Below are 24648 nucleotides of genomic sequence, written 5' to 3'. Positions count from 1 at the left end.
TTATACTATAATTTAGGTCCGAAACTGAGGTCACCAGCGTCACCAAGTCCCGGGACGATATAAGCTTTGTCATTGAGCTTTTCATCCAAAGCTCCTATCCAAAGTTCAAAGGGCTGATTGAGGTTTTTATTGATGTATTCTATACCTTCTGGAGCTGCAATGGCTGCTGCAATATGGAATTTTTTAGGTTTTCCATGTCTTTGCAAATGATTAATTGTAGTGATTAAGGATTTCCCAGTGGCTAACATAGGATCGATTATGATTACCTCTTTTTCCTCTAAAGATGGTACGGCGAGATAGTTAAATTCAATGCTCACCTCATCTCCAGCATCTTCTCTTCTATATGCGCCAATAAAGCCACTGTCAGCCTCATCAAAATAGTTAAGGAAACCATTATAAAAAGGCATGGCGGCTCTAAGGATAGAAATCAGTACAGGTTGGGATTGCAGCTTTTTACTTATGGTTTCAGCCAAAGGCGTCCTAATGGTGTGTTGCTCATAGTTTAAACTCTTGGAAATCTCATAAGCTAATATTTGGCCAAGTCTCTCAAGATTGCTACGGAATTTTAGTCTATCCTTTTGGACAGTTATATCTCTAAGTCCCTCTAAAAATTGATGCGCTATGGAATCGTAATTGTTCAGTATAAACATGGTAGGACAAAGTTAAGCAAAAAAAAACCGACCTGTAAAGGTCGGTTTTTAAATTTATGTGTTTTGAAGCTTATTGAACTTCGAATGAAGCTCTTCTAGCCAACTGACGAGCATCTTTAGATTGCTTGTCTACGCTAGTATCTTCACCGTATCCTTTGTAAGAAATTCTAGAAGCGTCGATACCGGCAGCGATTAATAGATCGTAAACGGCTTTAGCTCTTCTTTCAGACAATTTGATGTTGTAATCTTCTGGTCCAATTTCATCAGCATAACCTTTAACTTCTACGTTAACGCCAGGGTTTCTCTTCAAGAAATTAGCTACATAGTTAACTGAAGATGAAGAATAACCAAGTGGTTTAGCACTATCGAAAGCATAGTAAACATTTACATAACCTTCGTTGATAGCTTTCTTGAAGAAGTCTTCTTCTTCAACATCTTCTACAGGGCAACCGTTGTTAGATGCAGGACCAGGAACGAAAGCACATTCGTCAGAATGATCAGGAATACCGTCACCATCAGAGTCTAAAGTTCTACCGTGAGAATCAACTCTTGCTCCAGCAGGAGTGTTAGGCTCTTTGTCTAGGTAATCAGGTACACCATCACCGTCAGAGTCTTTCAACATGTCTTTGATCTCTCCGATTTGGCTTTCCAATTCGTCTTTGGTAGCATACTTGTCATCTCTGATGTACCAGTCAGCATGAGTGCTGTGACCACCAAGGTAGAAAGAAAGACCAAGTGTACCAGTCCAAGAAACTGCATTGGCACCATAGTAACCATTCTCAGTTCCGGCATTGATAGAAGAAGCTCCATCAAAAGCTACATCTTGACGACCAGCAATAACGGTACTGATGTCACCATTAAGTGCTACTCTGTTACCAAGTTTTACTTGTGCTGTCAATCCTGTGATAAAGTTATAAACATTATCCTCAAAATCGGCCCAAGTATTAGATTGAGGAGTCACTCTTCCGAAACCAGCTCCAAAATGACCCAATAAACCAATGCTTCTTGAGAAAGTCTCAAAGTTCATGATTCTACCAAGGTTAGCAACACCTTGAAGGTTCACTCTGTAGTAATTGGTCTCAAATTCGGGAGTCCCGTCAGCTTCTTGATACTTACCAAATCCGTAATCAAGTTTAGCACCAAATTTCTCATTGAACATGTATCTAACGCCAAGGTCAGCATGTCCAAGATTCAAAGATGGAGAATAATAACCTGGCGTAATTGGAGCCATTGGTTTATTAAACCCACCATTAACGTCGATTGACCACTTGTTGAAGTCATTCTGTGCATTAGCTCCAACTGCTAAGGCACCAGCCATTAATGTTGATAGTAATAATTTTTTCATGATTAAAAAAAAATTTTTTCCAAAATTAAGTGTTTAATTAATTTAAATCCAAACTTAGTAACTATTAACTGTAATGCAAATGTATATTTTTTATTCAATAACTATAAACTTTTGACTATTTGTTTTTAGCTATTAAGTCTGAAATTTGCAAAATAATTTACTCATAAACTATGCCAACATTGGATATTTTACTCGAAATCCTCCAAAAAAGAGGTGTGTCAGGAGACGAATATGAGCTTTCTGCATTTATTGTTGATTATGTACTTGAACGAAAAGCTGAGTGGAAAGTTCAGCCAGAAGTCTATCATGGTGGAATATTTCAAGATAATATTATACTCAAGTTTGGATCGCCTAGGACAGCCGTATTTGCGCATATTGATACCATTGGTTTTACATCAAGGTATGATAATCAGTTGGTTGCGATAGGTGGACCAGATGTAAATGATGGTGATGAATTGGTGGGTGAGGATGCTTTAGGCCCAATAGAATGCAAGGTAAAAATTGTTGATGACTTTTTGATACATGACTTTAAACGTGGGATTATTCCAGGTACCAATTTGTCTTTTAAACAAAATGTTGTTTTAAATGAAGAATTTATTCAAGCAGCATATTTGGATAATAGGCTCGGGGTGTACAATGCACTCAAAATTTGTGAGGATCTGGAAAATGGCGTGATTGTTTTTTCCACTTATGAAGAACATGGAGGGGGGAGTGTTCCCTTTTTGATCAAATATATTTATGAAAAGTGGGAGGTACGACAAGCGTTGATATCCGATATAACTTGGGTGACCGAGGGTGTAAAGCATCATGAGGGCGTTGCGATTTCGTTAAGGGATAAATTTATTCCAAGGAAGGTCTTTACAGACAAGATCGTTGCACTGGCGCAGAGAAGTGGCGTTCCCTTTCAAATAGAGGTGGAAGGGGCCGGGGGAAGTGATGGAAGGGAAATTCAAATGAGTCCGTATCCTGTAGACTGGTGTTTTATAGGGGCTCCTGAGGATAATGTTCATACCCCATATGAAAAGGTGTCTCTTAAAGATTTGGCAGCAATGATAGATCTCTACAAATACCTAATGACTCACCTTTAAGTCTTTGGCTTCCAAATTAGGAAGGTGAGGCTAAAATTTTCTATATTTGTATCGCCCTAGTTTTAGGGCTTTTTTATTATTAATGATGAAGGTAAAGGATAAAGAATTCACCCCGTTTATCTCTGCTGAAGAGTTGGATGAAAGGATTAATTGTATAGCCAAAGACATATCCAAGGATTACAGGGGGAGAAACCCATTGGTGTTGGGGGTGTTGAATGGGGCTTTTATGTTTGTCTCGGATTTGATGAAGAAGGTGGATATCCCACTACAAATGTCCTTTATTAAAATTTCATCATATCAGGCCATGAATTCCACTGGGAAGGTAAGGGAATTGATAGGGGTGTCTGAGGAGATTAAAGGCAGGGAAGTGATTGTGGTGGAGGATATCGTAGATACGGGAGTTAGTATGACGCATTTGTTAGAAACGATTTCCGAAAAAGGGCCTGCAAGTATTTCAGTTGTGAGTTTGCTCTTTAAGCCAGCTGCTTTGAAAAAGCCAGTCATGCTTGATTATGTAGGGTTTGAGATCCCTGACAAATTTGTGGTAGGTTATGGGTTGGATTATGATGGTTTCGGTAGGAATTTAAAAGAAATATATCAACTTAAGTGACCCAAATAGCATGGGGATCACAGCACAAACAATATTCATATTATGCTAAATATAGTTTTATTTGGACCTCCTGGTGCAGGCAAAGGGACACAAAGTGAAAAGTTAATCTCCAAGTACAACCTTGTTCATATTTCTACTGGAGATTTGTTTAGAAAGCACCTTGGTGAAGGTACCGAGTTGGGTAAGCTCGCTCAGAAATATATGGACGAAGGAAGATTGGTTCCTGATGAAGTAGTGATTGGGATGGTGGATGATAAGTTCAAAACTACTGAAAATGCAAATGGGTTTATCTTGGATGGTTTTCCGAGGACTGTAGCCCAGGCAGAGGCATTGGACAAATTATTGGAAGATAAAGGAGAGGCTATTTCTGGAATGATCGCCTTGGATGTTCCTGAGGAAGAGCTGAAAGAAAGAATTCGACATAGAGGTAAAACTTCAGGTCGTGTGGACGATCAGGATGAGGAAAAGATCAATACCAGGATCAAGGTGTACAAAGATGAAACCCTTCCTGTGGCGGATTATTATGAAAAGCAGGGTAAACTATCCACTATTCATGGAGTGGGAGGGATAGAAGTCATCTTCGAGAAAATTTGTGCAGAAATAGATAAGTATTAATCTAGGAAATAAATAGTATCTTTGCAGAAGATTTAATGGTTGGCTAAGAATTTTTCTTAGCCAATTTTGTTTAGGGATGAAATAATAAATATAGCCGTGGCAGATTCTAATTTTATTGATTATGTGAAGTTTTGTTCCCGTTCGGGTGCAGGAGGGGCTGGTTCTGCCCATTTTAGGCGTGAGAAACATGTGCCCAAAGGAGGTCCTGATGGAGGTGATGGAGGTAGAGGTGGGCACATAATTTTGAGGGGGAATGCCCAGTTATGGACTCTTTTACACCTTAAATATAAGAAGCACGTGATTGCCCAAAATGGTAAAGGAGGTGAAGGAGGAAGAAGGAAAGGGAAAGACGGCGGTGATATTATTCTGGAAGTTCCACTGGGTACTGTTGCCAAAGATGCTGAAACCAAAGAAGTTCGCTTTGAGATCACAGAGGATGGTCAAGAGGTGATATTGACCAAGGGTGGACGAGGTGGCTTAGGAAATGATCATTTTAAGACTTCCACTAATCAGGCTCCCCACTATGCCCAGCCTGGAGAAGAAGGGATAGAAGAATGGATTATCCTTGAGCTAAAGCTATTGGCAGATGTTGGTCTTGTTGGTTTTCCCAATGCTGGTAAATCCACATTACTGTCAAGTATCTCAGCTGCTAAGCCCGAAATAGGCGATTATCCGTTTACTACCTTGGTCCCCAATCTTGGAGTGGTAAGCTATAGAGATGACAGGTCTTTTGTGATGGCGGATATCCCGGGGATAATAGAAGGCGCGGCTGAAGGAAGGGGGTTGGGACTGCGGTTTTTAAGACATATTGAACGAAACTCCATCCTTCTGTTTTTGATTCCTTCGGATGCAGATAGTATCAAGGAACAGTATCATGTGTTGTTGAATGAATTAAAGGAATATAATCCTGAATTACTGGACAAAAGGAGAATTTTGGCTATTTCTAAATCTGATATGTTGGATGAGGAGTTGATGGAGGAGATGAAATCAGATGTGCCGGAAGATGTGCCATATTTGTTTATTTCGTCTGTAAGCCAGCATAATCTAGAAAAACTCAAAGACCTAATTTACAGTGCAATAATTGCTTAATGCCAGTTTGTCAGGAAAACCATTGTGGCAAACTAATTGTTGTTGCAGACTAGAGTGAATTAATTTTGTATTTCATTTAGGATAATAGAAAATATAGTTAAATAAGGTATGAATAAGGATAAAGCAGCGACCGAAGAGCCAGTGGAATCAGAAGATCAAGCACTAAAGCAAGAAAATGGTGCTGAAAGCCAAGAGGAGAAAGTATCTGACGAGAAAGCAGCTACTGAAGAATTGTCAGAAGAAGATAAGTTGAAAGCAGAGAATCAAGAATTAAAAGATAAATACCTGAGGTTATACTCAGAATTTGAAAACTACAGAAGAAGGACTTCTAAAGAGAGGTTGGATTTGATCAAAACAGCCTCAGAGGACGTTTTGAAGGATTTGATTACTGTGGTGGATGATTTTGAAAGAGCCATCAAAGCCGAAGAGAGCGAGACTGGGAATCAAAAAGTTCTGGAAGGAAGTTTATTGATCTATCATAAGTTGACCAAAGTACTTGAGGCGAAGGGCTTGACTCAAATGGAAGATGTAATCGGTAAAGACTTTGATGCGGATAAGCAGGAAGCCATTACCCAAATACCGGCTCCATCTGAGGATCTTAAGGGTAAAGTAATCGATGTGGTGGAAAAAGGCTATATGCTTGGCGAAAAAGTAGTTAGGTATGCCAAGGTAGTCATTGGATCTTAATTAGTTATGGCAAAAAGAGACTATTACGAAGTATTAGGAATTTCAAAAGATGCAAGTGAGGGTGAAATAAAGAAGGCTTACAGGAAAATGGCCATCAAGTATCACCCTGACAAGAATCCGGATGATCATACTGCTGAGGAAAAGTTTAAGGAAGCAGCGGAGGCCTATGAGGTATTAAGTAATCCAGAGAAGAAGGATCGATATGACCGCTTTGGCCACCAAGGTGTCAGCGGTAATGGCGGTTTTGGTGGAGGAGGTATGAACATGGATGATATCTTCTCTCAATTTGGCGACATCTTCGGAGGTGGAGGTGGATTCGATTCCTTTTTCGGTGGCGGAAGTAGAGGTGGCCGAAGGGTAAGAAAAGGGACCAACTTGCGTGTAAAGCTTAAGGTTAACCTGAAAGAGGTGGCCCACGGAGTAGAAAAGAAAATCAAAGTCAAACGCCATGTTGTTGCTGACGGGGTAAGTTTCAAAACTTGCTCAACATGTCAAGGATCCGGACAGGTAAAGAAAGTAGTGAATACCATGCTGGGCCAAATGGTTTCAGCAAGTGCTTGTCCAAGCTGCGGAGGGAGTGGACAGATTATTGATAAAAAGCCTGAGAATGCGGATGCCAATGGTTTATTACTTAAAGAAGAAGTTATTCCTATCAATATTCCAGGTGGCGTAGCTGATGGTATGCAGTTGAGCCTTTCTGGAAAAGGGAATGAAATACCTGGAGGTGTAGCGGGGGATTTGCTTATTGTTATTGAAGAGATCGAAGATGAAATTCTCCAAAGAGATGGTAATAATGTGGTTTTTGATCTTTATGCCAGCTTTATTGATGCGGCTTTGGGAGCGCAGATTGAAGTGCCGACCATTGATGGTAAGGTGAAAATCAAGTTGGAGCCAGGTACTCAAAGCGGTAAGATATTGAGGTTAAAAGGAAAAGGTGTAAAAGACCTCAATGGCTATGGCCGTGGGGATCAGTTAATCCATGTTAATGTTTGGACGCCGAAACAATTGACCAAGGAAGAGCGTGAAAAATTAGAATCACTAAGGGCTTCTGAGAACTTTATTCCTGATCCAGGAAAGTCTGAAAAGACCTTTTTTGACAAAATGAAGGAATTCTTTTAGTCAGACAGTCAGATAGATATTTGAAAAGCCGGGGATTTTTCCGGCTTTTTTCGTGATTAATAGAACCTTTTAGATAGTGAACCGTAATTTATTCGTATGTTGAATAAATTGTGCTTACTCCTGTTCCTCTCTTCCTGCTATTGTTGGGCTGTTAAAGCCCAAATAATAAAGGAATTTAATGTGGAAGAACAGCCTGGGGTAGATTTAGTACGTTTGGATTTTTCTTCATATAAAGGTGTATCCCAGATAAAGCGGATGTATTCTTCCGATCCGATTTTGATTCATACCCATTTAGCAAAGGTGAATATTCTTCCTGAATTTAATTATGAATTGGAGAACAGGGTTTTGCATGCCAGTTTGAGCCATCATAATGTTGAAAATGATGGTTTTGGTAAAGACTTGTCCTCAAAACTTTTTGCCAATAGTGCAGGTGATTTTGATCATACTTGGGAGGTGGGGCTGAGTGAGGATTATACTTATGATATGGATTTTCACTTTGGGATAGGGAAGGCCAACTTGGACCTTTCAGGCTTGAGGGTAAAGAAATGCAAGGTGAAGACAGCCACGGCAGATGTGGATTTGAACTATGTTAAGGATGCCAGTAATGGTGTTGAGATGGATACCCTGATGGTAAAGGTCAATATGGGGACTGTGAAAGGTGTAAATATAGCTTGCGCCAAAGCAGATCAAATGATCTTTGATGTTAATTATGGTAAGATAGACCTGAATTTTAAGGATGATTTTGACATTCTTAAGCCATGTAATGTTTCTGCAACAGTTGGAGCAGGGTCAGTATATATAATACTTCCTGCAAGCCGCTACCCGTACATTGTCAAGATAAACTCTACTGCCATGTGCAGGACAAGTGTGCCGAGCCATTTGTCGAGTATTGATAGTGAGACTTTTGCAAGTAAAGGCTATCATGAAGATGCTGATAATATTATGACTTTTGAGATAGACGTTTCTGTTGGTTCACTTACACTTAAATAAGTAATTGTTTTAAGAATAAATCTAATGTTGTATTTTCTCTTATTATTACCAAGGATAAAAATTTTCTGTTTTGGGTATTCTTAAAATTGAAGGGCTTTATAAAAGCTATGGATCACAAGCCGCTCTTACCAATATCGATTTGGAAATTCCCGAAGGGAAGGTGTTTGGTTTATTAGGACCAAATGGAGCGGGAAAAACTTCCTTGATACGGATTGTAAATCAAATCATAGAAGCAGATAAGGGCGAAGTATTGGTGAAGGGTGAAAGCTTAGCACCAAAACACATCAAACATATAGGTTATCTTCCAGAAGAGAGGGGCCTGTACAAGCGAATGAAAGTAGCTGAACAGCTGTTGTATTTTGCACAGCTGAAAGGACTTTCTTCCTTTGATGCTAAGAAGAAAGTGGGCCATTGGTTGGAAAAACTGGATATTGCGGCTTGGAAGGACAAGAAAATCGAAGATCTCTCAAAGGGCATGGCCCAAAAGGTGCAGTTTGTGGCCACCGTTATTCATGAGCCAGAAATATTGATATTAGATGAACCCTTTTCGGGTTTTGATCCTGTGAATGCGGAGATTATCAAAAATGAAATCATAGAGATGAAAGACAGTGGTACCACTGTTATGCTGTCGACACACAGAATGGAATCGGTGGAGCTACTGTGTGATCACCTCGCTATGATCAATAAGTCACATAAGGTGCTGGATGGCGCTGTTCAGGCAGTGAAAAACCATGCAAGGTCCAATACTTTTTCTGTGATGCTCGGAAAGGTAAACGGAAGCTTGCCTGATGGTATATGGGATTTTAAGTTGACTGATGAGGGACATCATGAATTTAAGATAAAGATGAAGGATGATGATCATAATATTTTTGTTTCCGAGTTGATGAGTTATGGTGAGTTGTTGAGTTTTTCGGAAGTAATTCCTACCATAGAAGAGATTTTTATTCAAAAGGTAAAAGAAAACGAGCATGAATAAGGTTTTTTTGGTTATCAAGAGGGAGTATCTGGCAAGGGTTAGGAAAAAATCTTTTTTGTTAGCTACACTGATTACGCCATTGGTGTTTCCTGCGATATTGGGAGTCTTTCTTTGGATTTCCTTGAGCGAGGAGAGCGAGGAAGCCCTTAAAATCATAGAGGTTGTAGATGAAGGGGGGCAGTTTTTTATGGAAAGTAGCGGGCAATATGCCTTTTCCTACTCGGGTTTGCCTATAGAGGAAGCCAAGGCTATGGTGCAAGACGGGAGGAGGTATGGCTTTTTATATATACCAAAGCTAGATATAAAAGATCCAAAAGGGATTGTGTTTTATTCTGAAAGCAATACGAGTGTGGGTTTCGTGGATCATTTAGAGCGGGAGTTAAAAAGAAAAATTGAAGATATTCGACTTTATGATTCTGGCATTGATCCAGGATTTATAAAGTCTATAAAGACCGATGTTACGATCAGCGCCATTACGCTTGGGGAAAAGGGTGAAGAGAAAGTGGCTGATGCGGGTGTTAATTATGCCTTAGGCTTTGTGCTGGGGATATTGATTTACACTTTTATATTTGTATATGGGACCCAGATTATGCAGGGGGTGATAGAGGAAAAATCGAGTAGAATTATTGAAATTTTAGTGTCTTCCATCAAGCCTTTTCAGTTGATGCTGGGAAAGATCATTGGTATAGGGGCTGTTGGGTTGACACAGTTTTTGATTTGGATAGTGTTGATCAGTGTGGTTTCCACTGTGGTAATGGGCTATTTTGGGATGCAAATGCCCCAGCAGCAAATGATGGAAATGACGAATCCGGAAATGGCCCAAGCCATGAGCCAATCGAGTGAAATGAGTAAAATAATCCAAGTATTGCAAGGAATAGATTTTCTTCAATTGGTATTTACCTTCTTGTTTTATTTTTTAGGGGGCTATCTGCTTTATGGGGCCTTTTTTGCCGCTATTGGTGCAGCGGTAGATTCCCCTTCGGATGCGCAGCAATTTATGTTTCCAGTGACCATTCCCTTGATGGCCAGTTATTTTGGTCTGTTTGTGTTTATTTTGGATGATCCGTCCAGTAATATTTCCTTTTGGCTTTCTGTAATTCCATTTACCTCGCCCATTGCGATGGTGGGCAGGGCTAGTTTTGGGATTCCAGCCATGGAATTGATTCTTTCAATGTTGTTTTTGATCGGAGGCTTTTTCTTCACGACTTGGATTGCAGGAAAAATCTATAGAATTGGGATATTGGTGCACGGAACCAAGGTGAATTATAGGACCCTTTGGAAGTGGATCATACAAAATAACTAGTGGGAAAAAATAGTTGTAAAATACAAAAACAAAAGAGGCTGATCAATCTGACCAGCCTCTTTTGTTTTTATCTTAAGTATGCCGAAAGCATCCAAATAACTTTTTCTTTCGAGGTAATATAATCGCTCATTAGGGCTACTGTACCTTCATCTCCTTGGGATGAGGCAGTTTCCAATGCTTCTCTTTCTAAGGTCAATAGTGTATTGAGATTGTCCCTTACGGTTTGCACCATTTGTTTAGGAGAAGTGATTTCTAGGGCCTCTGTAATACTAGAATGCTTGATATATTCAGAGAATGCGCTCAATGGACGTTCGCCTAAGGTTAAGATTCTCTCGGCAGTTTCGTCTATTGCCTCATTGGCCTCATTGTATAATTCTTCAAATTTTGCATGCAATTCAAAGAAGTTAGGTCCAGAAACATTCCAGTGGAAATTTCTTAAATTTTGATAGTAAATTTCATAATTGGCCAATAATTTATTCAATTGTTCTACCAGTGCTTTACTATCTGTTACTTTTAATCCTATCTCGTTAGTTGCCATGTTTTTTTGTTTTGTTTATTTAAAAATATATTCGAATTTACAGGATTGTTAGGTTTAAGGCAAACACTTAATTTCTATGATTGATAGGAAATATCTATGATAAATATCAGTTGTATTAAATAAGTGTTTGGTTTCGAAGGATGGATTTAAAGTAAATAATGAAGCATAAATTCCAGGATCTGGCCATGCTGGACCTATATCATAATAGAGGAAAAGTCAAATGGCTTATTTTTATAGCCTCATTGATTATAAGTGTAGGGTCTATTTATTACACCAATACACTGGTCAGTGAATTAAAGGAAAGGGAGAAAAAGCAGATCACCCTCTATGCCAGCGCCATGGAGTATGTCGCCAATAATTCTGATAATCTCACTTTTATTCATCAGGGTATTATTCAGGAGAATCATAATATCCCAGTTATTGTGGCGGATGCTTTTGGGAATCCTATTGATGGGCAATACCGGAATATCAATTTCAAAAATAATGTTACCGAAGAGGAGATTGACAAAAAATTAAGGGCAGAGGTGCAAAGGATGAAGATGGATTATGAACCCATTCAGATTGTTGAGAATCAATACCTTTATTATACCAATTCAGAATTGCTGACCAGGTTAAAGTTTTACCCCTATGTTCAGTTGTCCGTTATTTTGGTTTTTGGGATTTTGGCTTTTGCAGTCTTCAATCAGTCCAAAATTGCTGAGCAAAATAGGGTATGGGCAGGTTTGACGAAGGAAACAGCACATCAGCTGGGTACCCCAATAGCTTCTTTGATGGCCTGGATCGACTATTTGAAGAATTCCCCGGTTTGGGAAGAGAATAAGGAGGTCATTGTGGAATTGGACAAGGATGTATCGAAGCTGAGGATGGTGACCGAGCGTTTTTCCAATATTGGGAGTTCTCCTGTCATAAAAGAAGAGAATGTTTATCAAGTTATCGATGAGGCGGTAAATTATCTCAGACCAAGGATTTCCAGTAAAGTAAGCATCAGTCTTAATACCCACGCGGAAGATGTGGAGGCGATGATGAACAAATCGCTTTTTGAATGGGTGGTGGAAAATATATGTAAGAATGCGGTGGATGCAATGAAGGGCGAGGGAAAGATTGCTATCAATATTGTCAAGGACAGCGAAAAGTTTGTTCATATTGATATCACTGACACCGGGAAGGGGATTGACAAAAGCATGTTTAAAAAAGTGTTCAATCCTGGATTTACCACCCGAAAGAGGGGCTGGGGCTTAGGACTTACTTTGGCTAAAAGGATCATTGAAGGATATCACCAAGGAAGGGTTTTTGTTTACCAGTCAGAGATTGGGAAAGGAACTACTTTTAGGATTGTGTTACGGGGCAATAAGGAAAATACTTCTGAATTCAATGTGGAGGATCCTTTTATGAGTTGATGGCGTTTTAGTATTGGGTGATTTGTTTGGTTGTTGCGGATAACTTTCAATCTTTCATGCAAAAAGCCTACCTTTGCATCTTGCAAATAAAGGAGCCCTAGAAAGATGAGTTTGACCAAGGAAATTCAAAAAAGAAGAACTTTCGGGATTATTTCCCACCCCGATGCCGGAAAGACGACCCTCACAGAAAAATTACTGTTGTTCGGGGGAGCAATTAAGACGGCAGGTGCTGTAAAATCCAATAAAATAGATACCCATGCCAAGTCGGATTGGATGGAGATCGAAAAACAGAGGGGGATTTCTGTGGCGACCTCTGTAATGGGCTTTGAATACCGGGATGTTAAGATTAATCTTCTGGATACTCCAGGTCACCAGGACTTTGCTGAGGATACCTATAGGACCCTTACGGCCGTGGATAGTGTGATCATGGTGATTGACTGTGTGAAAGGCGTGGAGATACAGACAGAGAAGTTGATGGAAGTGTGCAGAATGAGAAATACGCCTGTGATCTGTTTTATCAATAAACTTGATAGGGAAGGCAGGGATCCTTATGATTTATTGGATGAGGTAGAAGAAAAGTTAAATATCAAGGTGCGTCCCTTGTCTTGGCCGATCTCCATGGGTAAGACCTTTAGAGGAGTGTATAACCTATATAATAAGTCTCTTAATTTATTTACCCCGTCTCAAAGGAAGATTTCCGATGAGATTGTGGCCATTGAGGATCTTGAGGATAGCAAGCTGAATGATTTGGTGGGAGATGGGAATGCGGCCCAATTGAGAGAAGATGTGGAGTTGATTGAAGGGGTTTATCCTGAATTTAGTAAGGAGGACTATTTATCTGGAAAGGTGGCGCCAGTGTTTTTCGGGTCAGCAGTGAATAATTTTGGAGTGCAAGAGATGTTGGATACATTTATTGATATCGCTCCAAAACCAAAAAGTAGGGTGACAGAAGAAAGGGAGGTATTGCCGGAGGAAGACAAGTTCAGTGGTTTTGTGTTTAAAATTCACGCCAACATGGATCCGAATCACCGAAATAGGATTGCCTTTTTAAGGATCTGTTCTGGGAAATTTCAGAGAAATAAACCCTATAACCATGTGAGGGGAACCAAACCTTTGCGATTTTCCAATGTGACCTCTTTTATGGCACAGGACAAGGAAATTATCGATGAAGCTTATCCTGGGGATATTGTGGGACTTTATGATACTGGTAATCTAAAGATCGGAGATTCTTTGACTGATGGGGAGAGCCTTACGTTTAAAGGGATACCAAGTTTCTCACCTGAAATTTTCAGGGAAGTAATCAATAAGGATGCTATGAAGACCAAGCAATTGGAGAAAGGGCTTAAGCAGTTGATGGAAGAGGGGGTAGCCCAGTTATTTACTTTTGATATTGGTGCCAGGAAAGTGGTGGGGACCGTTGGGCAGCTTCAGTTTGAAGTGATTCAATTCCGTCTAAAAAATGAATATAACGCCACCGTGGAATTTGCTCCGATGAACTTATATAAGGCTTGTTGGATAAGTAGTTCGGACAAAAAGCAATTGGATGAATTTGTTCGTTCGAAGAATAGGCACATTGCTCATGATAAAGACGGTAAACTCGTGTTTATGGCTGAATCAAGGGCTTGGCTACAGATGGTTCAGGATAATTATCCGGATATAGAATTCCATTTTACTTCGGAATTTTAAAAAAATAAGGTGGTCTTTGATCACCTTATTTTTTTAAGCAACAGCACCTATGGCTTTCTGTAAATTTTCTTTTACTAACTTTGCAAAGATAAAATTGATTTTGATATGTCACAACGGCCATTTACGGTAGTATATGAAGATAATCACCTGTTGGTGGTGAATAAAAGAGCGGGTGTTTTGGTGCAAGGGGACCGCACGGGAGATAAGACCCTGACGGATTATTGTAAAGATTATATCGCCAAGAAATATGATAAGCCTGGAGCGGTGTTTTTGCATCCCGTACACAGGTTGGATAGGCCTGTAAGTGGTTTAGTGGTGTTTGCAAGGACCTCAAAGGCTTTGGAGAGGATGATGGTGCTTTTTAAGAAAAGGGATATACATAAAGTGTATTGGGCCATCGTGAAGAAAAGGCCAAAAGAGGAAATGGCTAAGCTGACTCATTATTTGGTGAAGGATGAAAAACGTAATGTGACCGAGGCTTTTGACCATCAAGTGGAGGGCAGCAAAAAAGCTGAGTTAAGTTATAAGCGTCTAGGTAAGTTAAATGATCATTGGTTGTTGGAAGTTAGGCCTGTTACTGGTAGACCCCATCAAATCAGGGTTCAACTGGCTTCTATAGGTTGTCCTATTCGTGGGGATTTGAGGTATGGTTTTTCCAAAGCCAATCCGGATGCCAGTATCAATCTGCATGCTTTTCATTTGGTTTTTGTCCACCCTGTGAAAAAAGAAAAACTGTATCTAAGGGCTGGTCTGCCGGAAGAGCCTTTCTGGGAGCAGTTCCTGGATTTTGAATCAGTAAAGGCAAAGGATCAGCACATTGATAACTCCTTTAGTGGTTGATATAAGAAGTGTTTATAAACTAAAAAAGGCCGTCAATTGACGGCCTTTTTGATTGTGTTTTATTAGTTTCTCCAAGGTTTTTGGTTTTTTCCTTTTGGACCAGTAGGTCTGTCGATTGGTTTGAGGTCTTGGGAGATTTCAACCAAGCTGGTGCTTAATTCTCCTGGTCTTTGATTTTTGTAGGCAGGCCCTGTAATTGACTCTTTGTCAAAATTCACCACTATAGTTCCTTTTCTGGCTTTTTCCTTCCAAGGTTTATAATTTTTTGCTTTTGGACCTTTCAGCTCACGGTGTTTCTTGTCTTCTGTTTCCAATGTTTCAGCTCCAAAGAAACCTGCTGCTACCATTAATGCTACCTTTACCATTCTAGTATCGTTTTGTTGTTTAAGTCTTTTACAGAATATATACGGTTTTCCTGTAAAAGGTTGTGAGATTTTTAGGTTATTATGTTGCTTATGTGTTGAAATGTAAAATATTGTATTGCGGAGGTCTTATTTTTAGCTTTTGGTGAAAACTAGGTTTAGCTTTAATTTTGTAAAAATCAATGAGAAAGGGTGGTGAAGAGGGGTAGTTTCAGGTTAGTGGCTGAAAAAAAAGAAAACCACGCCTTTTTTCAAAGCACGTGGTTTTTTGCAAAAAATTTCAGTTTGTCAGTAAAAAAATTAGAATGAGAATACGGCTGCTAGTAAGAATGATGACAAACTTTTGCTTGCTGCTAGGTCATGGTTGAAGAAGAAATCATCTTCTGACATTGAATCCAGTCTTACTTCAGGAATCAAAGTTAAGTTATCAGTGATTTTCGCATTGCCTGAAAGGGTTACTGCAAATACGTTTCCGTCACCTTCGTCAAGACCAACTACTCCATCAAGACCAGAGTTGAAGACATTAAAATATTCACCTCTAAGTCCTAAAGAGAATTTCTCTGAAGTAGCTGCTTGCACATATCCTGCTACACCATAGAAGCCTGCTCCATCGCCATCTACGTCAGAAATGCTTGTTCCATCATAAGTTTCACCTGCTGCAGTGGTGTTGTAAGTTGCGTTTAGTCCAAGATAAACTATTTCAGAAACGTCATATCCTGTAGTTAAATCGATTTGGAACGTGCTTCCTAAAGATGACATTCCTGCAGGCATAACATTGTCTCCGTCCAATTTTCCGTCCTGGTCACCGTAAAGCAGGTTTAACCAAGTTCCGCCATTGTCATTTTCATATCCTAATTGCAATCCTGCGGTGTAGGTCCCTGCTAGGTTGAATTCAGTCATATCAGTTGGGTTCATTACCGCTGCCATCAAAGACCAGTTGTCAGAAAGTGCTATATCTGCTTTCAGTCCTGTATGAGAGAAAGGGCCATAAGAGAACATGTAAGAAGTCGAGTAGTTGAAGTTTCCTGTTGGAGAGATTACTTCGTAACCTAGATAGGTGTTGAAGTTCCCCATGGTAAGCGTAACAGCATCGCTTACGTTCCAGTACATATAAAGTTGGTTCACTATTTGGGAAGATCCTGCAAAACCTCCACTATAAAGAGGAGAGCCAAAAACAGCATCTTCACCTCTTGGGCCAAATACAAGATCTGCTACAAATCCTACTTTTTCGCCTTCATAAGCTGCGATGATATTGGCCATGCCAAGAGAAAAGCCTGGAAGGTTAGCAAAAGAGGTTGCTGGGGCTTGGATGCCCATGGATTCTCCTTCCGCATCGGTCATGTCTTTATTAGGGGCAGAAAGGTTGGCACGATAGTAAGCGTCTACTGATCCAGATAGGGAGAATTTTGATTCTTCTTGGGCATTAACTACAGTTAATGAACCCAAAAATAACAGTACAATTAGTAGTTGAAGTTTTTTCATTTTACTTTTAATTATTAGTTGATTTGTTAGGATTGGCTGATAATTTGACCCTGCCCAAACTGAAGAGATTGGCGTTTTTTCGAATGGGCAGGGTCTTTTTGGTTGTATAGTGGTTGTGGTTTTTTTATTCGTCGTATACGATGGTGTAACCTCTGATTCCGTGTTCGTGGGAATCCAATCCGGTTTTTTCGTGTTCTTCGGAAACCCTGATGCCGACAGTTACTTTTAGAAGGTAGAAGATGGTGAATGCGCAAACAAAGGCGGTGATTCCACAAATTACTACCCCAGTAAGCTGGGTAATGAATGAATGATCAGGGTTGGTAGAGAAAATACCTACTGCTAGTGTTCCCCAGATTCCGCAAGTCAAGTGTACGGATACTGCACCTACTACATCGTCTAATTTTAGGCTGTCTAGAAGTACAGCTGAAAGTACAACAAGAATACCTGCAATAAAGCCAACAATTAAAGCTGGTCCGGGGTTGATGACATCAGCACCGGCAGTAATGCCTACCAATCCGGCAAGTATACCGTTCAGTACCATGCCGAGGTCAAGTCTTTTGAATACAAAGTAACCTGCCAAGAAGCCTCCAAGTCCACCGGCACATGCAGCTAGTGAAGTGGTTACTAGTACAAAGGATACTAAGCCTGGGTCAGCAGAAAGTACAGATCCACCGTTGAAACCAAACCATCCTAACCATAGCAAGAATACACCGATTACTGCCAAAGGAACACTGGCGCCTGGTTTGTCAACGGTTTTGCCATTAACGTATTTACCGATACGTGGTCCTACAAGGATAACGCCTGCAAGTGCTCCCCATCCACCTACGGAATGAACAAGTGTAGAGCCGGCAAAGTCATAGAATCCCCAATCGTCAAGGACTCCACCGCCCCATTTCCAGCTTCCGATGATAGGATATACTATGCCTACATAGATAATGGTAAATAATAGGTAGGCCCATAATTTAACCCTTTCGGCAATGGCTCCTGAAACGATGGTCGCGGCAGTTGCGGCAAACATGGCTTGGAACAAGAAGTCAGTCCAGTAGGTGTAGCCTCCATCTGCATAGCCGGCAGATACGTCAGCGTCTCCCGGGGCAAACCAGAACATGCTCCATCCTGCACCGTCAAATCCGAACCATCCCGGTACGTCAAAACCAGGGTACATCAAGAAAAATCCACAGATAGCATAGGTTACAATTCCTATGATTGGTGTTACTGTGTTTTTGAAAAGAATGTTTACTGTGTTTTTGGCTTGGCCAAACCCAGCTTCTACTCCGGCAAAGCCTAAGTGCATGATGAATACTAGGGCTGTGGAAAGCATCATCCACACGTTGTTTGTTGTTAGTAAGTTTTGGGTAATGTCGGCAGATAGATCTGCTCCCTGTGCAAGGGCTTCGCTACTTACTTGAGCGAGCTCGTTAAAACTCCAGTTCATACAGTTGAATGTTTAGATAGACTTATTTTTCGAAATTTTTTATGGGTTAGCGTTTAAATGTTGTGTTAAAGGTAGATATTTTTTGTGTAAAAAAACAAGCCTATAATTAAGAAAAATTCATAAAAATTGTATTTCAATGGTTAAAAATGAATCATAAAACCTTAAGATCTTGTTAAAAATGAAATTTTAGGTGTTTTTTTAAACCGATATGTTTTTTAATATTTTCTGCTAAAAAATCATTAGTGGCAGGTTTTGTGATATAGAAAAGTGTTATGTGCTTATGAAAAATTCTATTTTTTATTCTTTTACCAATATTTATGGTTTGTTAATGAAAATGTTCTGTAGGTTTGATCTTTTACCTTAGATTGTTTTGGTTTGTTCCGTTGGGATGGGGAGGCTGGTGTAATGACCCCTGTTTTTTGTTTTTTGCAGGAAAAAGTGAAAAGTACAGGGTGTTTTTGATGTATGGGTATAAAAAAAGCCGGTCAAATTGTCTGATCGGCTTTCGTTTGGAAGGTGCGAGTGCTTATTTTTGCAGTAAAGCAAATTCTTTGGCGAAATAACTTAAGATAATACTGGCTCCAGCTCTTTTTATGCTTAACAGTGACTCCATCATGATTCTTTCACTGTCCAGCCATCCTCTTTCTCCCGCTGCTTTTATCATGGAGTATTCTCCACTTACATTATAAGCAGCAATGGGGAGGCGGCTATTTTGTTTGAGCAGTCTGATGACATCAAGATAGGCCAGTGCAGGTTTGACCATCATAAAGTCAGCTCCCTCTGCTTCGTCCAGTTCTGCTTCAATAAGTGCTTCGTGGAGATTTGCTGGGTCCATTTGGTAGGTCTTTTTATCTCCTGCCTTTGGGGCGGAATCTAGGGCGTCTCTAAAGGGGTTGTAAAAGCCACTTGCGTATTTGGCTGTGTATGACATAATGGAGACGTCTTTGTGTCCATGTGTATCCAGTTCATTTCTTAAGAACGCTACCCGGCCGTCCATCATATCAGAAGGGCCTATGATGTCGGCTCCGGCTTGTGCTTGTGCAACGGCCATCTTTCCTAGAATATCCAAAGTCTCGTCATTCAGGATTTTGCCATCCTCTACTATACCGTCATGTCCATCGGAGCTATAAGGGTCCATTGCTACATCTGTCATGATACATGCTTCAGGGAAGGTGGATTTGATTTTGTGGATGGCCTGTAAATAAAATGTTTCAGGATTGTGTCCTTCGGTGGCGTATTTGTCCTTTTTGTCTTCAGGGTAGGCAGGGAAAATATCGAAGGCCTTGATGCCAAGATTCATGCATTCTTCAATCTCCTTTAGTAATAGGTCTGTGGAGTGTCTGTAAATTCCAGGCATAGAAGCAACTTCTTCTTTTTTGTTGGTTCCATCAATTACGAATATAGGGAAGATGAAATCCTTGACAGAAAGTCGGGTCTCTTCCACCATTTCTCGAATGACGGCTGACTTTCTGTTTCTTCTTGGTCTTTTATTCATTGAAAACATATCTGCATATTTTGTCTTCGCAAAGGTAAGAAAAAGCTGTGGCTAAATGGCTTGTTTTAAAGTTATCATTAGGAGGATGAAAAATACTTGTAAGCTGGTTAAAAACAGCAGGGTCCTTTTCTTTATGGTAGGACCCTGCTGTTTTTTTACTGTTGAAATTCCGAAAGGGATTTTTCTATGATGTCGCAACATTCATGGATTTGCTCTTCTGTAATGACCAAAGGAGGGGCAAATCTAATGATATTTCCATGGGTTGGCTTGGCTAGTAGTCCATTTTCCTTCAGCGCTAGACAAATGTTCCAAGCGGTATCGCTGTCTTCGCTGTCGTTGACTACGATGGCGTTTAGCAGTCCCTTTCCTCTGACCAAGTTGATCCAACTTGATTTGTCAATAAGCTTCTGCATTCTGTTTCTGAATATTTCGCCCATTTTTTCAGCGTTTTCGGCGAGTTTTTCTTCAGTGATGATGTCGAGAGCAGTCATGGCGACTCTTGCTCCCAAGGGGTTTCCACCAAAAGTAGAGCCATGTTGTCCGGGTTGTATTACTTCCATGATGGGATCATTGGCCAATACTGCAGATACAGGGTAGAAACCACCTGAAATGGCTTTTCCTAATATAAGCATGTCTGGTTTTACATTTTCATGATCGCAGGCAAGTAGCTTTCCTGTTCGGCCAATACCGGTTTGAATTTCATCTGCAATAAACAATGTATTATGCTTCTTGCAGAGTTCGGCAGCTTCTTTTAAATAGCCGTCTTTTGGGACATAGACGCCGGCTTCTCCTTGGATGGGTTCTACTAGGAAGCCTATTATATTCTTATTGGATTCCAGTGCGTCCTTCAGGGCTTGGGTGTCATCGTAAGGGATGGAGATAAAGCCGGGGGTGTAGGGGCCAAAGTTTTTTCTTGCGGTTTCATCATTGGAGAATGAAACAATGGTGGTGGTCCGGCCGTGAAAATTGTTTTCGGCTACTATGATGGTTCCTTGGTTTTCGGGAATGCCTTTTTTCTCATAGCCCCATTTTCTGGCAATTTTTATGGCGGTTTCTACGCCTTCTGCTCCAGTGTTCATAGGTAATACCTTGTCATAGCCAAAATATTCACATACAAATTTTTCGAAAGTTCCCAGCACGTCATTGTGAAAAGCCCTTGAGGTCAAGGTAAGGGTTCCTGCCTGCTCTATCATTGTGTCCTTGATTCTAGGGTGGCAGTGGCCTTGGTTGACAGCAGAATAGGAAGAAAGAAAATCATAATATTTTTTCCCTTCTACATCCCACATAAAAACGCCGTCTCCCTTTGAAAGCACTACGGGTAGGGGGTGGTAGTTGTGTGCTCCGTACTTGTCTTCTAATTGAATGGCTTGTTTACTTGATGTGATTGGTTCCAACATAAGAATTTGATTTTTTTATTTGTATATTTGGGTCCTGTAGTTAAACAAATATAAGAAATGCGCTATGCATATAATAGGTAGTGCAAAAAAGTTGCCATAAAGCCAACTGGATAGATTTTCTTGAAGGAGAATTGCTAAGCCGGATGAATTACAATCATTTAGCTAATTATTTTTGGTTGCTCTTTTGGTTATTCACGAAAACTTCCGATATTTGCAAACTCAATTAGAAAAACGTCTTAAAAATTACGATCATATATCATGGCAAAAGTTTGTGACATCACCGGTAAAAGACCTCGAGTAGGTAATAATGTATCGCACGCGAACAACAAGACCAAGCGTAAGTTTTATCCTAACTTGCATAAGAAAAGTTTCTATGTGCCAGAAGAGGATGCTTGGATCACGTTGAAAGTTTCTACAAAAGCATTGAGAACTATCAATAAAAAAGGTATCAGTGCCGTTTTGAAAGAAGCTCAGGCTGAAGGACACATTATCATTAAATAATCATTTCCAAATCGATAAATAGATAGAGCGATGGCTAAGAAAGGAAACAGAGTTCAAGTGATTTTGGAATGTACAGAGCACAAAAACAGTGGTGTTCCAGGCACTTCAAGATATATCACGACGAAAAACCGTAAAAATACTACAGAGAGATTGGAGCTTAAGAAGTATAACCCAATCCTTAAGAAAGTAACGGTTCATAAAGAAATTAAATAATTTTAAGGAGATGATAGCTCGGGAGAGGTGTCAATAAAACCTAAAAGATATGGCTAAGAAAGTAGTAGCAACCCTGAAAAAAGAAGGTGGTGTAACGTTCGCAAAGGTGATCAAAGCAGTTAAATCTGAGAAAACCGGTGCATACACTTTCAGAGAAGAGATGGTACCTACCACAGAGGTAAAGGATACCCTTGCAAAATAATTGCCTTGCTTTAATCGTAATGCAAATAGGATAATCCCTCTCGATTGAATTCGGGAGGGATTTTATGATTATATTCAGGTCAAAATTATTAAAGTGACTATGGGAATTTTTGGATTTTTTTCTAAGGATAAAAAGGAAAGTCTTGATAAAGGACTTCAAAAATCCAGTGAAAACTTGTTTTCTAAGCTTGGCAAGGCCGTAATAGGCAAGTCCAAGGTGGATGATGAGGTCTTGGATGAATTGGAAGAAGTATTGATTACATCTGACGTAGGGGTAGATACTACTATTAAAGTCATCCAAAGAATCGAAGAACGTGTGGCCAAAGACAAATATGTCAATACCGCCGAATTGGATAAAATCCTTAGAGAAGAAATAGTTGGTCTCCTTGAAGAGAGCAATATGGAAGACCTGAGCAATTTTGAATTGCCAAAGGACAAGAAACCTTATGTCATTATGGTAGTGGGGGTGAACGGAGTCGGTAAAACCACGACCATTGGTAAGCTGGCACATCAGTTTAAGTCGGCAGGAAAGTCGGTGGTGCTGGGGGCAGCAGATACTTTTAGGGCAGCAGCAGTGGACCAGTTGATTCTATGGGGTGAGCGAGTAGGTGTGCCAGTGATTTCTCATGGCATGAATGCGGATCCTGCTTCTGTGGCATTTGATACGGTAAAAAAAGCCGTGGATATGGATGCGGATGTGGTGATAGTGGATACTGCAGGAAGGCTGCATACCAAAGTGAACCTGATGAATGAGCTGAGCAAAATCAAGCGGGTGATGCAAAAGTTCATTGACGATGCTCCGCATGAAATCTTATTGGTCTTGGATGGTTCTACTGGGCAGAATGCCTTTATACAGGCCAAGGAGTTTACCAAAGCCACGGAGATCAATGCCCTTGCTATTACGAAATTGGACGGGACTGCAAAAGGTGGAGTGGTAATCGGTATTTCAGATCAATTTAAAATTCCAGTGAAATACATAGGTGTGGGAGAGAAAATGACCGATTTGCAGGTGTTCAACAGAACAGAATTTGTGGATTCCCTGTTCAAACAGCGGTTAAAAGACTAAGGACTGACAGAGGTCGGTTTTCATGATATTTTGTCCCCGAAGTTTAACTTTGGGGATTTTTTTTGCTCTTTTTTTCTTTGTTAATTTTCTTGCTTTTTATAGCTTAGGTGAATTACTAATTGTTTCGTTGATGGTTTATAGGTTTTTTCTCTTTGTATTAGGGCTGTGGAGTTTTTGCTCCTGTAATGAAAATACTTCCTCACATTCTAATCCTGAAGTGTTCTGTGTTTCCATAGAAATATTGGATTCTTTGGTGTTGGATTATATGGGACAGGTGTATCTTCAGGATATTTCGCCTGATGGTAGCAGGTTCTTGGGGTATGATCTACCTATGAAAAGATTCATCGTTTTCGATGATAAGGGAGACTTGATCAGTGAATTGACATTGAATGGTGAAGGGCCTGGTAAATATGGGGATTATCATATCGGTAAACCTGTATTTCTCGATGAGGAAAGTTTTTTGGTGCTCTCGGACAAAGGACACTTCATGTACGATCTGGAAGGTAGGCTGATAAAGCATTATGGGCCGGATTTTCATGGTGGAAGCCGTTTTATTGTTTCTTCAGGTAGAAATACGGTAAAGATTGGGGGAGATAAGGTAGTTTCTTGGTTGCAAGGGCGGTCTAATGACCTTGGTTTTTCCATTGAGCGACAAATAAAGTCAAGGCAGTTGGAAATGCTGAATTTAGTTACTGGAGAATATGAACCTATTGTTCCTTTTCCCAAGGAAAGTATATTTTCCAGTAATGCTTATCTTTTTCATGATGTACATACTCGTCCTATTTTAGCGAGTTCAAAGGAAGAGCTCTATGTTTCATTTAGTAGTGAACCTAAGGTGTTTACCTATTCAGGAGTTGCTTTTAGGGAGCCTAAAAGCATCGTCTCTCTTCCTTTTGAGGTATTTCATCAAGCAAAAGGAGTAGAGCAGGAGATGGGAGATGGAGCATTTGATATTACTGATTTTTATTACGGGCAGATTAGGAGTTTGGACTATATTGCTGACAATCGTTTTTTGATAGGTTACGCAGAGGGTGTTCCGCTTGATGAAGTAAAAAGTTTACATGAGCAATATAAAGATGATATGAGGAAGTTTTTTGAAGCGATAGGAAAAATGAATAAAGTACATTTAAGGGTTTGGGATGGGGAGCAGCTGAGCAAAGACCTGGAAGTGCCGCAGTATTTTGGTCAATTGGCGAAGGTTGAGGGAGAGGAGCTTTGGTATGATGTGGACTTTCAAAAAAGGGAGAATGACTATACTGTTTTTTACAAGGTTAAATTAATACACGAATGAAGATGTTCTTTATGAATTTGATCTTTAGGTGGATTGCAATTTTATTAATGCACATGGAGATGTGCAAATGCTGTTCTGTTATAAAACAGGAACTTGGCTGAAAACTTCCTGTCATTGTCGGATCGGTCCCAAAAGTTGGGGGCAAGCAATATTTCTGAGGGGGAATAATCTCAAACTTAAATTTTGTCTATCCTTGTCGGATTAAGCGTAGTTTAAGTCACAGGCCAGCCTAGACAGTCACTTGCGTAAAAGTATGAACTCAGATGTATTAT

General features: G+C 40.1%; 25 protein-coding genes. 17 read left to right on the top strand and 8 right to left on the bottom strand.

Annotated features, from left to right (window positions below):
• Positions 1-5: 5 nt before the first annotated feature.
• Positions 6-650 (bottom strand): uracil phosphoribosyltransferase, encoded by a 645-nt coding sequence (upp, locus tag KZP23_RS03335; RefSeq protein WP_226334713.1) that lies wholly within the window; start codon positions 648-650, stop codon positions 6-8.
• A gap of 70 nt (positions 651-720) precedes the next feature.
• The gene (locus tag KZP23_RS03330) at positions 721-1995 is read right to left on the bottom strand and encodes an OmpA family protein (RefSeq protein ID WP_226334712.1); all 1275 of its coding nucleotides are present in this window, start codon (positions 1993-1995) and stop codon (positions 721-723) included.
• Positions 1996-2165: 170 nt separating this feature from the next.
• On the opposite strand from KZP23_RS03330, the gene KZP23_RS03325 reads away from it, so the two are divergent.
• The 9 genes from KZP23_RS03325 to KZP23_RS03285 all read left to right on the top strand — a co-directional run bounded on the left by KZP23_RS03325 (position 2166) and on the right by KZP23_RS03285 (position 10472).
• Positions 2166-3083 carry a M20/M25/M40 family metallo-hydrolase gene (locus KZP23_RS03325; protein ID WP_226334711.1) on the top strand — a complete coding sequence of 306 codons (918 nt, stop codon included), beginning with the start codon at positions 2166-2168 and terminating at the stop codon, positions 3081-3083.
• Between the two features lie 82 nt (positions 3084-3165).
• A complete protein-coding gene (hpt, locus tag KZP23_RS03320; protein WP_226334710.1) occupies positions 3166-3693 on the top strand; it encodes a hypoxanthine phosphoribosyltransferase in 528 nt (175 codons plus the stop codon).
• Between the two features lie 42 nt (positions 3694-3735).
• Positions 3736-4308, top strand: coding sequence for an adenylate kinase (locus tag KZP23_RS03315; RefSeq protein WP_226334709.1), 573 nt, complete (start codon positions 3736-3738; stop codon positions 4306-4308).
• A gap of 96 nt (positions 4309-4404) precedes the next feature.
• Positions 4405-5397, top strand: coding sequence for a GTPase ObgE (gene obgE, locus KZP23_RS03310; RefSeq protein WP_226334708.1), 993 nt, complete (start codon positions 4405-4407; stop codon positions 5395-5397).
• A 108-nt stretch (positions 5398-5505) separates the two neighbouring features.
• On the top strand, positions 5506-6084 hold the full coding sequence (locus KZP23_RS03305) for a nucleotide exchange factor GrpE (protein ID WP_226334707.1): 579 nt from the start codon (positions 5506-5508) through the stop codon (positions 6082-6084).
• A gap of 6 nt (positions 6085-6090) precedes the next feature.
• Positions 6091-7203, top strand: a complete 1113-nt coding sequence (gene dnaJ / locus KZP23_RS03300) for a molecular chaperone DnaJ (RefSeq protein ID WP_226334706.1) — start codon at positions 6091-6093, stop codon at positions 7201-7203.
• Between the two features lie 180 nt (positions 7204-7383).
• A complete protein-coding gene (locus KZP23_RS03295) occupies positions 7384-8193 on the top strand; it encodes a hypothetical protein (RefSeq protein WP_226334705.1) in 810 nt (269 codons plus the stop codon).
• A 70-nt stretch (positions 8194-8263) separates the two neighbouring features.
• Positions 8264-9169, top strand: coding sequence for an ABC transporter ATP-binding protein (locus KZP23_RS03290; protein WP_226334704.1), 906 nt, complete (start codon positions 8264-8266; stop codon positions 9167-9169).
• Positions 9162-10472 carry an ABC transporter permease gene (locus KZP23_RS03285; protein WP_226334703.1) on the top strand — a complete coding sequence of 437 codons (1311 nt, stop codon included), beginning with the start codon at positions 9162-9164 and terminating at the stop codon, positions 10470-10472. The genes KZP23_RS03290 and KZP23_RS03285 overlap by 8 nt, the downstream gene beginning before the upstream one ends.
• A 67-nt stretch (positions 10473-10539) precedes the next feature.
• Here KZP23_RS03285 and KZP23_RS03280 read toward each other — a convergent pair whose 3' ends face one another.
• Entirely contained in the window at positions 10540-11010 is a 471-nt protein-coding gene (locus tag KZP23_RS03280) for a Dps family protein (RefSeq protein WP_226334702.1), read from the bottom strand.
• A 158-nt stretch (positions 11011-11168) separates the two neighbouring features.
• Here KZP23_RS03280 and KZP23_RS03275 point away from each other — a divergent pair, with 158 nt between their 5' ends.
• From KZP23_RS03275 to KZP23_RS03265, 3 genes are all read left to right on the top strand, one after another.
• Positions 11169-12407, top strand: coding sequence for a sensor histidine kinase (locus KZP23_RS03275; protein ID WP_226334701.1), 1239 nt, complete (start codon positions 11169-11171; stop codon positions 12405-12407).
• A gap of 105 nt (positions 12408-12512) precedes the next feature.
• Complete coding sequence (locus KZP23_RS03270) at positions 12513-14093, top strand: peptide chain release factor 3 (protein WP_226334700.1); 1581 nt, start codon at positions 12513-12515, stop codon at positions 14091-14093.
• Between the two features lie 105 nt (positions 14094-14198).
• A complete protein-coding gene (locus tag KZP23_RS03265; RefSeq protein WP_226334699.1) occupies positions 14199-14933 on the top strand; it encodes an RluA family pseudouridine synthase in 735 nt (244 codons plus the stop codon).
• 62 nt (positions 14934-14995) lie between these two features.
• On the opposite strand, the gene KZP23_RS03260 is transcribed toward KZP23_RS03265, so the two are convergent.
• The 5 genes from KZP23_RS03260 to rocD form a co-directional block, all read right to left on the bottom strand.
• Complete coding sequence (locus KZP23_RS03260) at positions 14996-15298, bottom strand: hypothetical protein (protein ID WP_226334698.1); 303 nt, start codon at positions 15296-15298, stop codon at positions 14996-14998.
• A 297-nt stretch (positions 15299-15595) separates the two neighbouring features.
• A complete protein-coding gene (locus KZP23_RS03255; RefSeq protein WP_226334697.1) occupies positions 15596-16777 on the bottom strand; it encodes a porin in 1182 nt (393 codons plus the stop codon).
• Positions 16778-16901: 124 nt separating this feature from the next.
• Positions 16902-18212, bottom strand: coding sequence for an ammonium transporter (locus KZP23_RS03250; RefSeq protein WP_226334696.1), 1311 nt, complete (start codon positions 18210-18212; stop codon positions 16902-16904).
• Between the two features lie 526 nt (positions 18213-18738).
• Positions 18739-19707 carry a porphobilinogen synthase gene (gene hemB, locus KZP23_RS03245; protein WP_226336472.1) on the bottom strand — a complete coding sequence of 323 codons (969 nt, stop codon included), beginning with the start codon at positions 19705-19707 and terminating at the stop codon, positions 18739-18741.
• A 155-nt stretch (positions 19708-19862) separates the two neighbouring features.
• Positions 19863-21104, bottom strand: coding sequence for an ornithine--oxo-acid transaminase (rocD, locus tag KZP23_RS03240; RefSeq protein WP_226334695.1), 1242 nt, complete (start codon positions 21102-21104; stop codon positions 19863-19865).
• Positions 21105-21362: 258 nt separating this feature from the next.
• Here rocD and rpmB point away from each other — a divergent pair, with 258 nt between their 5' ends.
• The 5 genes from rpmB (at position 21363) to KZP23_RS03215 (ending at position 24376) form a co-directional block, all read left to right on the top strand.
• Complete coding sequence (gene rpmB / locus KZP23_RS03235) at positions 21363-21605, top strand: 50S ribosomal protein L28 (RefSeq protein ID WP_186753966.1); 243 nt, start codon at positions 21363-21365, stop codon at positions 21603-21605.
• 30 nt (positions 21606-21635) lie between these two features.
• Positions 21636-21818, top strand: coding sequence for a 50S ribosomal protein L33 (rpmG, locus tag KZP23_RS03230; protein ID WP_141613234.1), 183 nt, complete (start codon positions 21636-21638; stop codon positions 21816-21818).
• A 49-nt stretch (positions 21819-21867) separates the two neighbouring features.
• The gene (locus KZP23_RS03225) at positions 21868-22020 is read left to right on the top strand and encodes a DUF4295 domain-containing protein (protein ID WP_226334694.1); all 153 of its coding nucleotides are present in this window, start codon (positions 21868-21870) and stop codon (positions 22018-22020) included.
• 99 nt (positions 22021-22119) lie between these two features.
• Positions 22120-23085, top strand: a complete 966-nt coding sequence (ftsY, locus tag KZP23_RS03220; protein ID WP_226334693.1) for a signal recognition particle-docking protein FtsY — start codon at positions 22120-22122, stop codon at positions 23083-23085.
• 130 nt (positions 23086-23215) lie between these two features.
• Positions 23216-24376 (top strand): hypothetical protein, encoded by a 1161-nt coding sequence (locus KZP23_RS03215; protein WP_226334692.1) that lies wholly within the window; start codon positions 23216-23218, stop codon positions 24374-24376.
• Positions 24377-24648 lie beyond the last annotated feature (272 nt).

Source organism: Echinicola marina (assembly GCF_020463795.1).
GTDB lineage: Bacteria > Bacteroidota > Bacteroidia > Cytophagales > Cyclobacteriaceae > Echinicola > Echinicola marina.
Note: the sequence above shows the minus strand (reverse complement) of the source record. Positions and strands in the feature narration are given on the sequence as shown.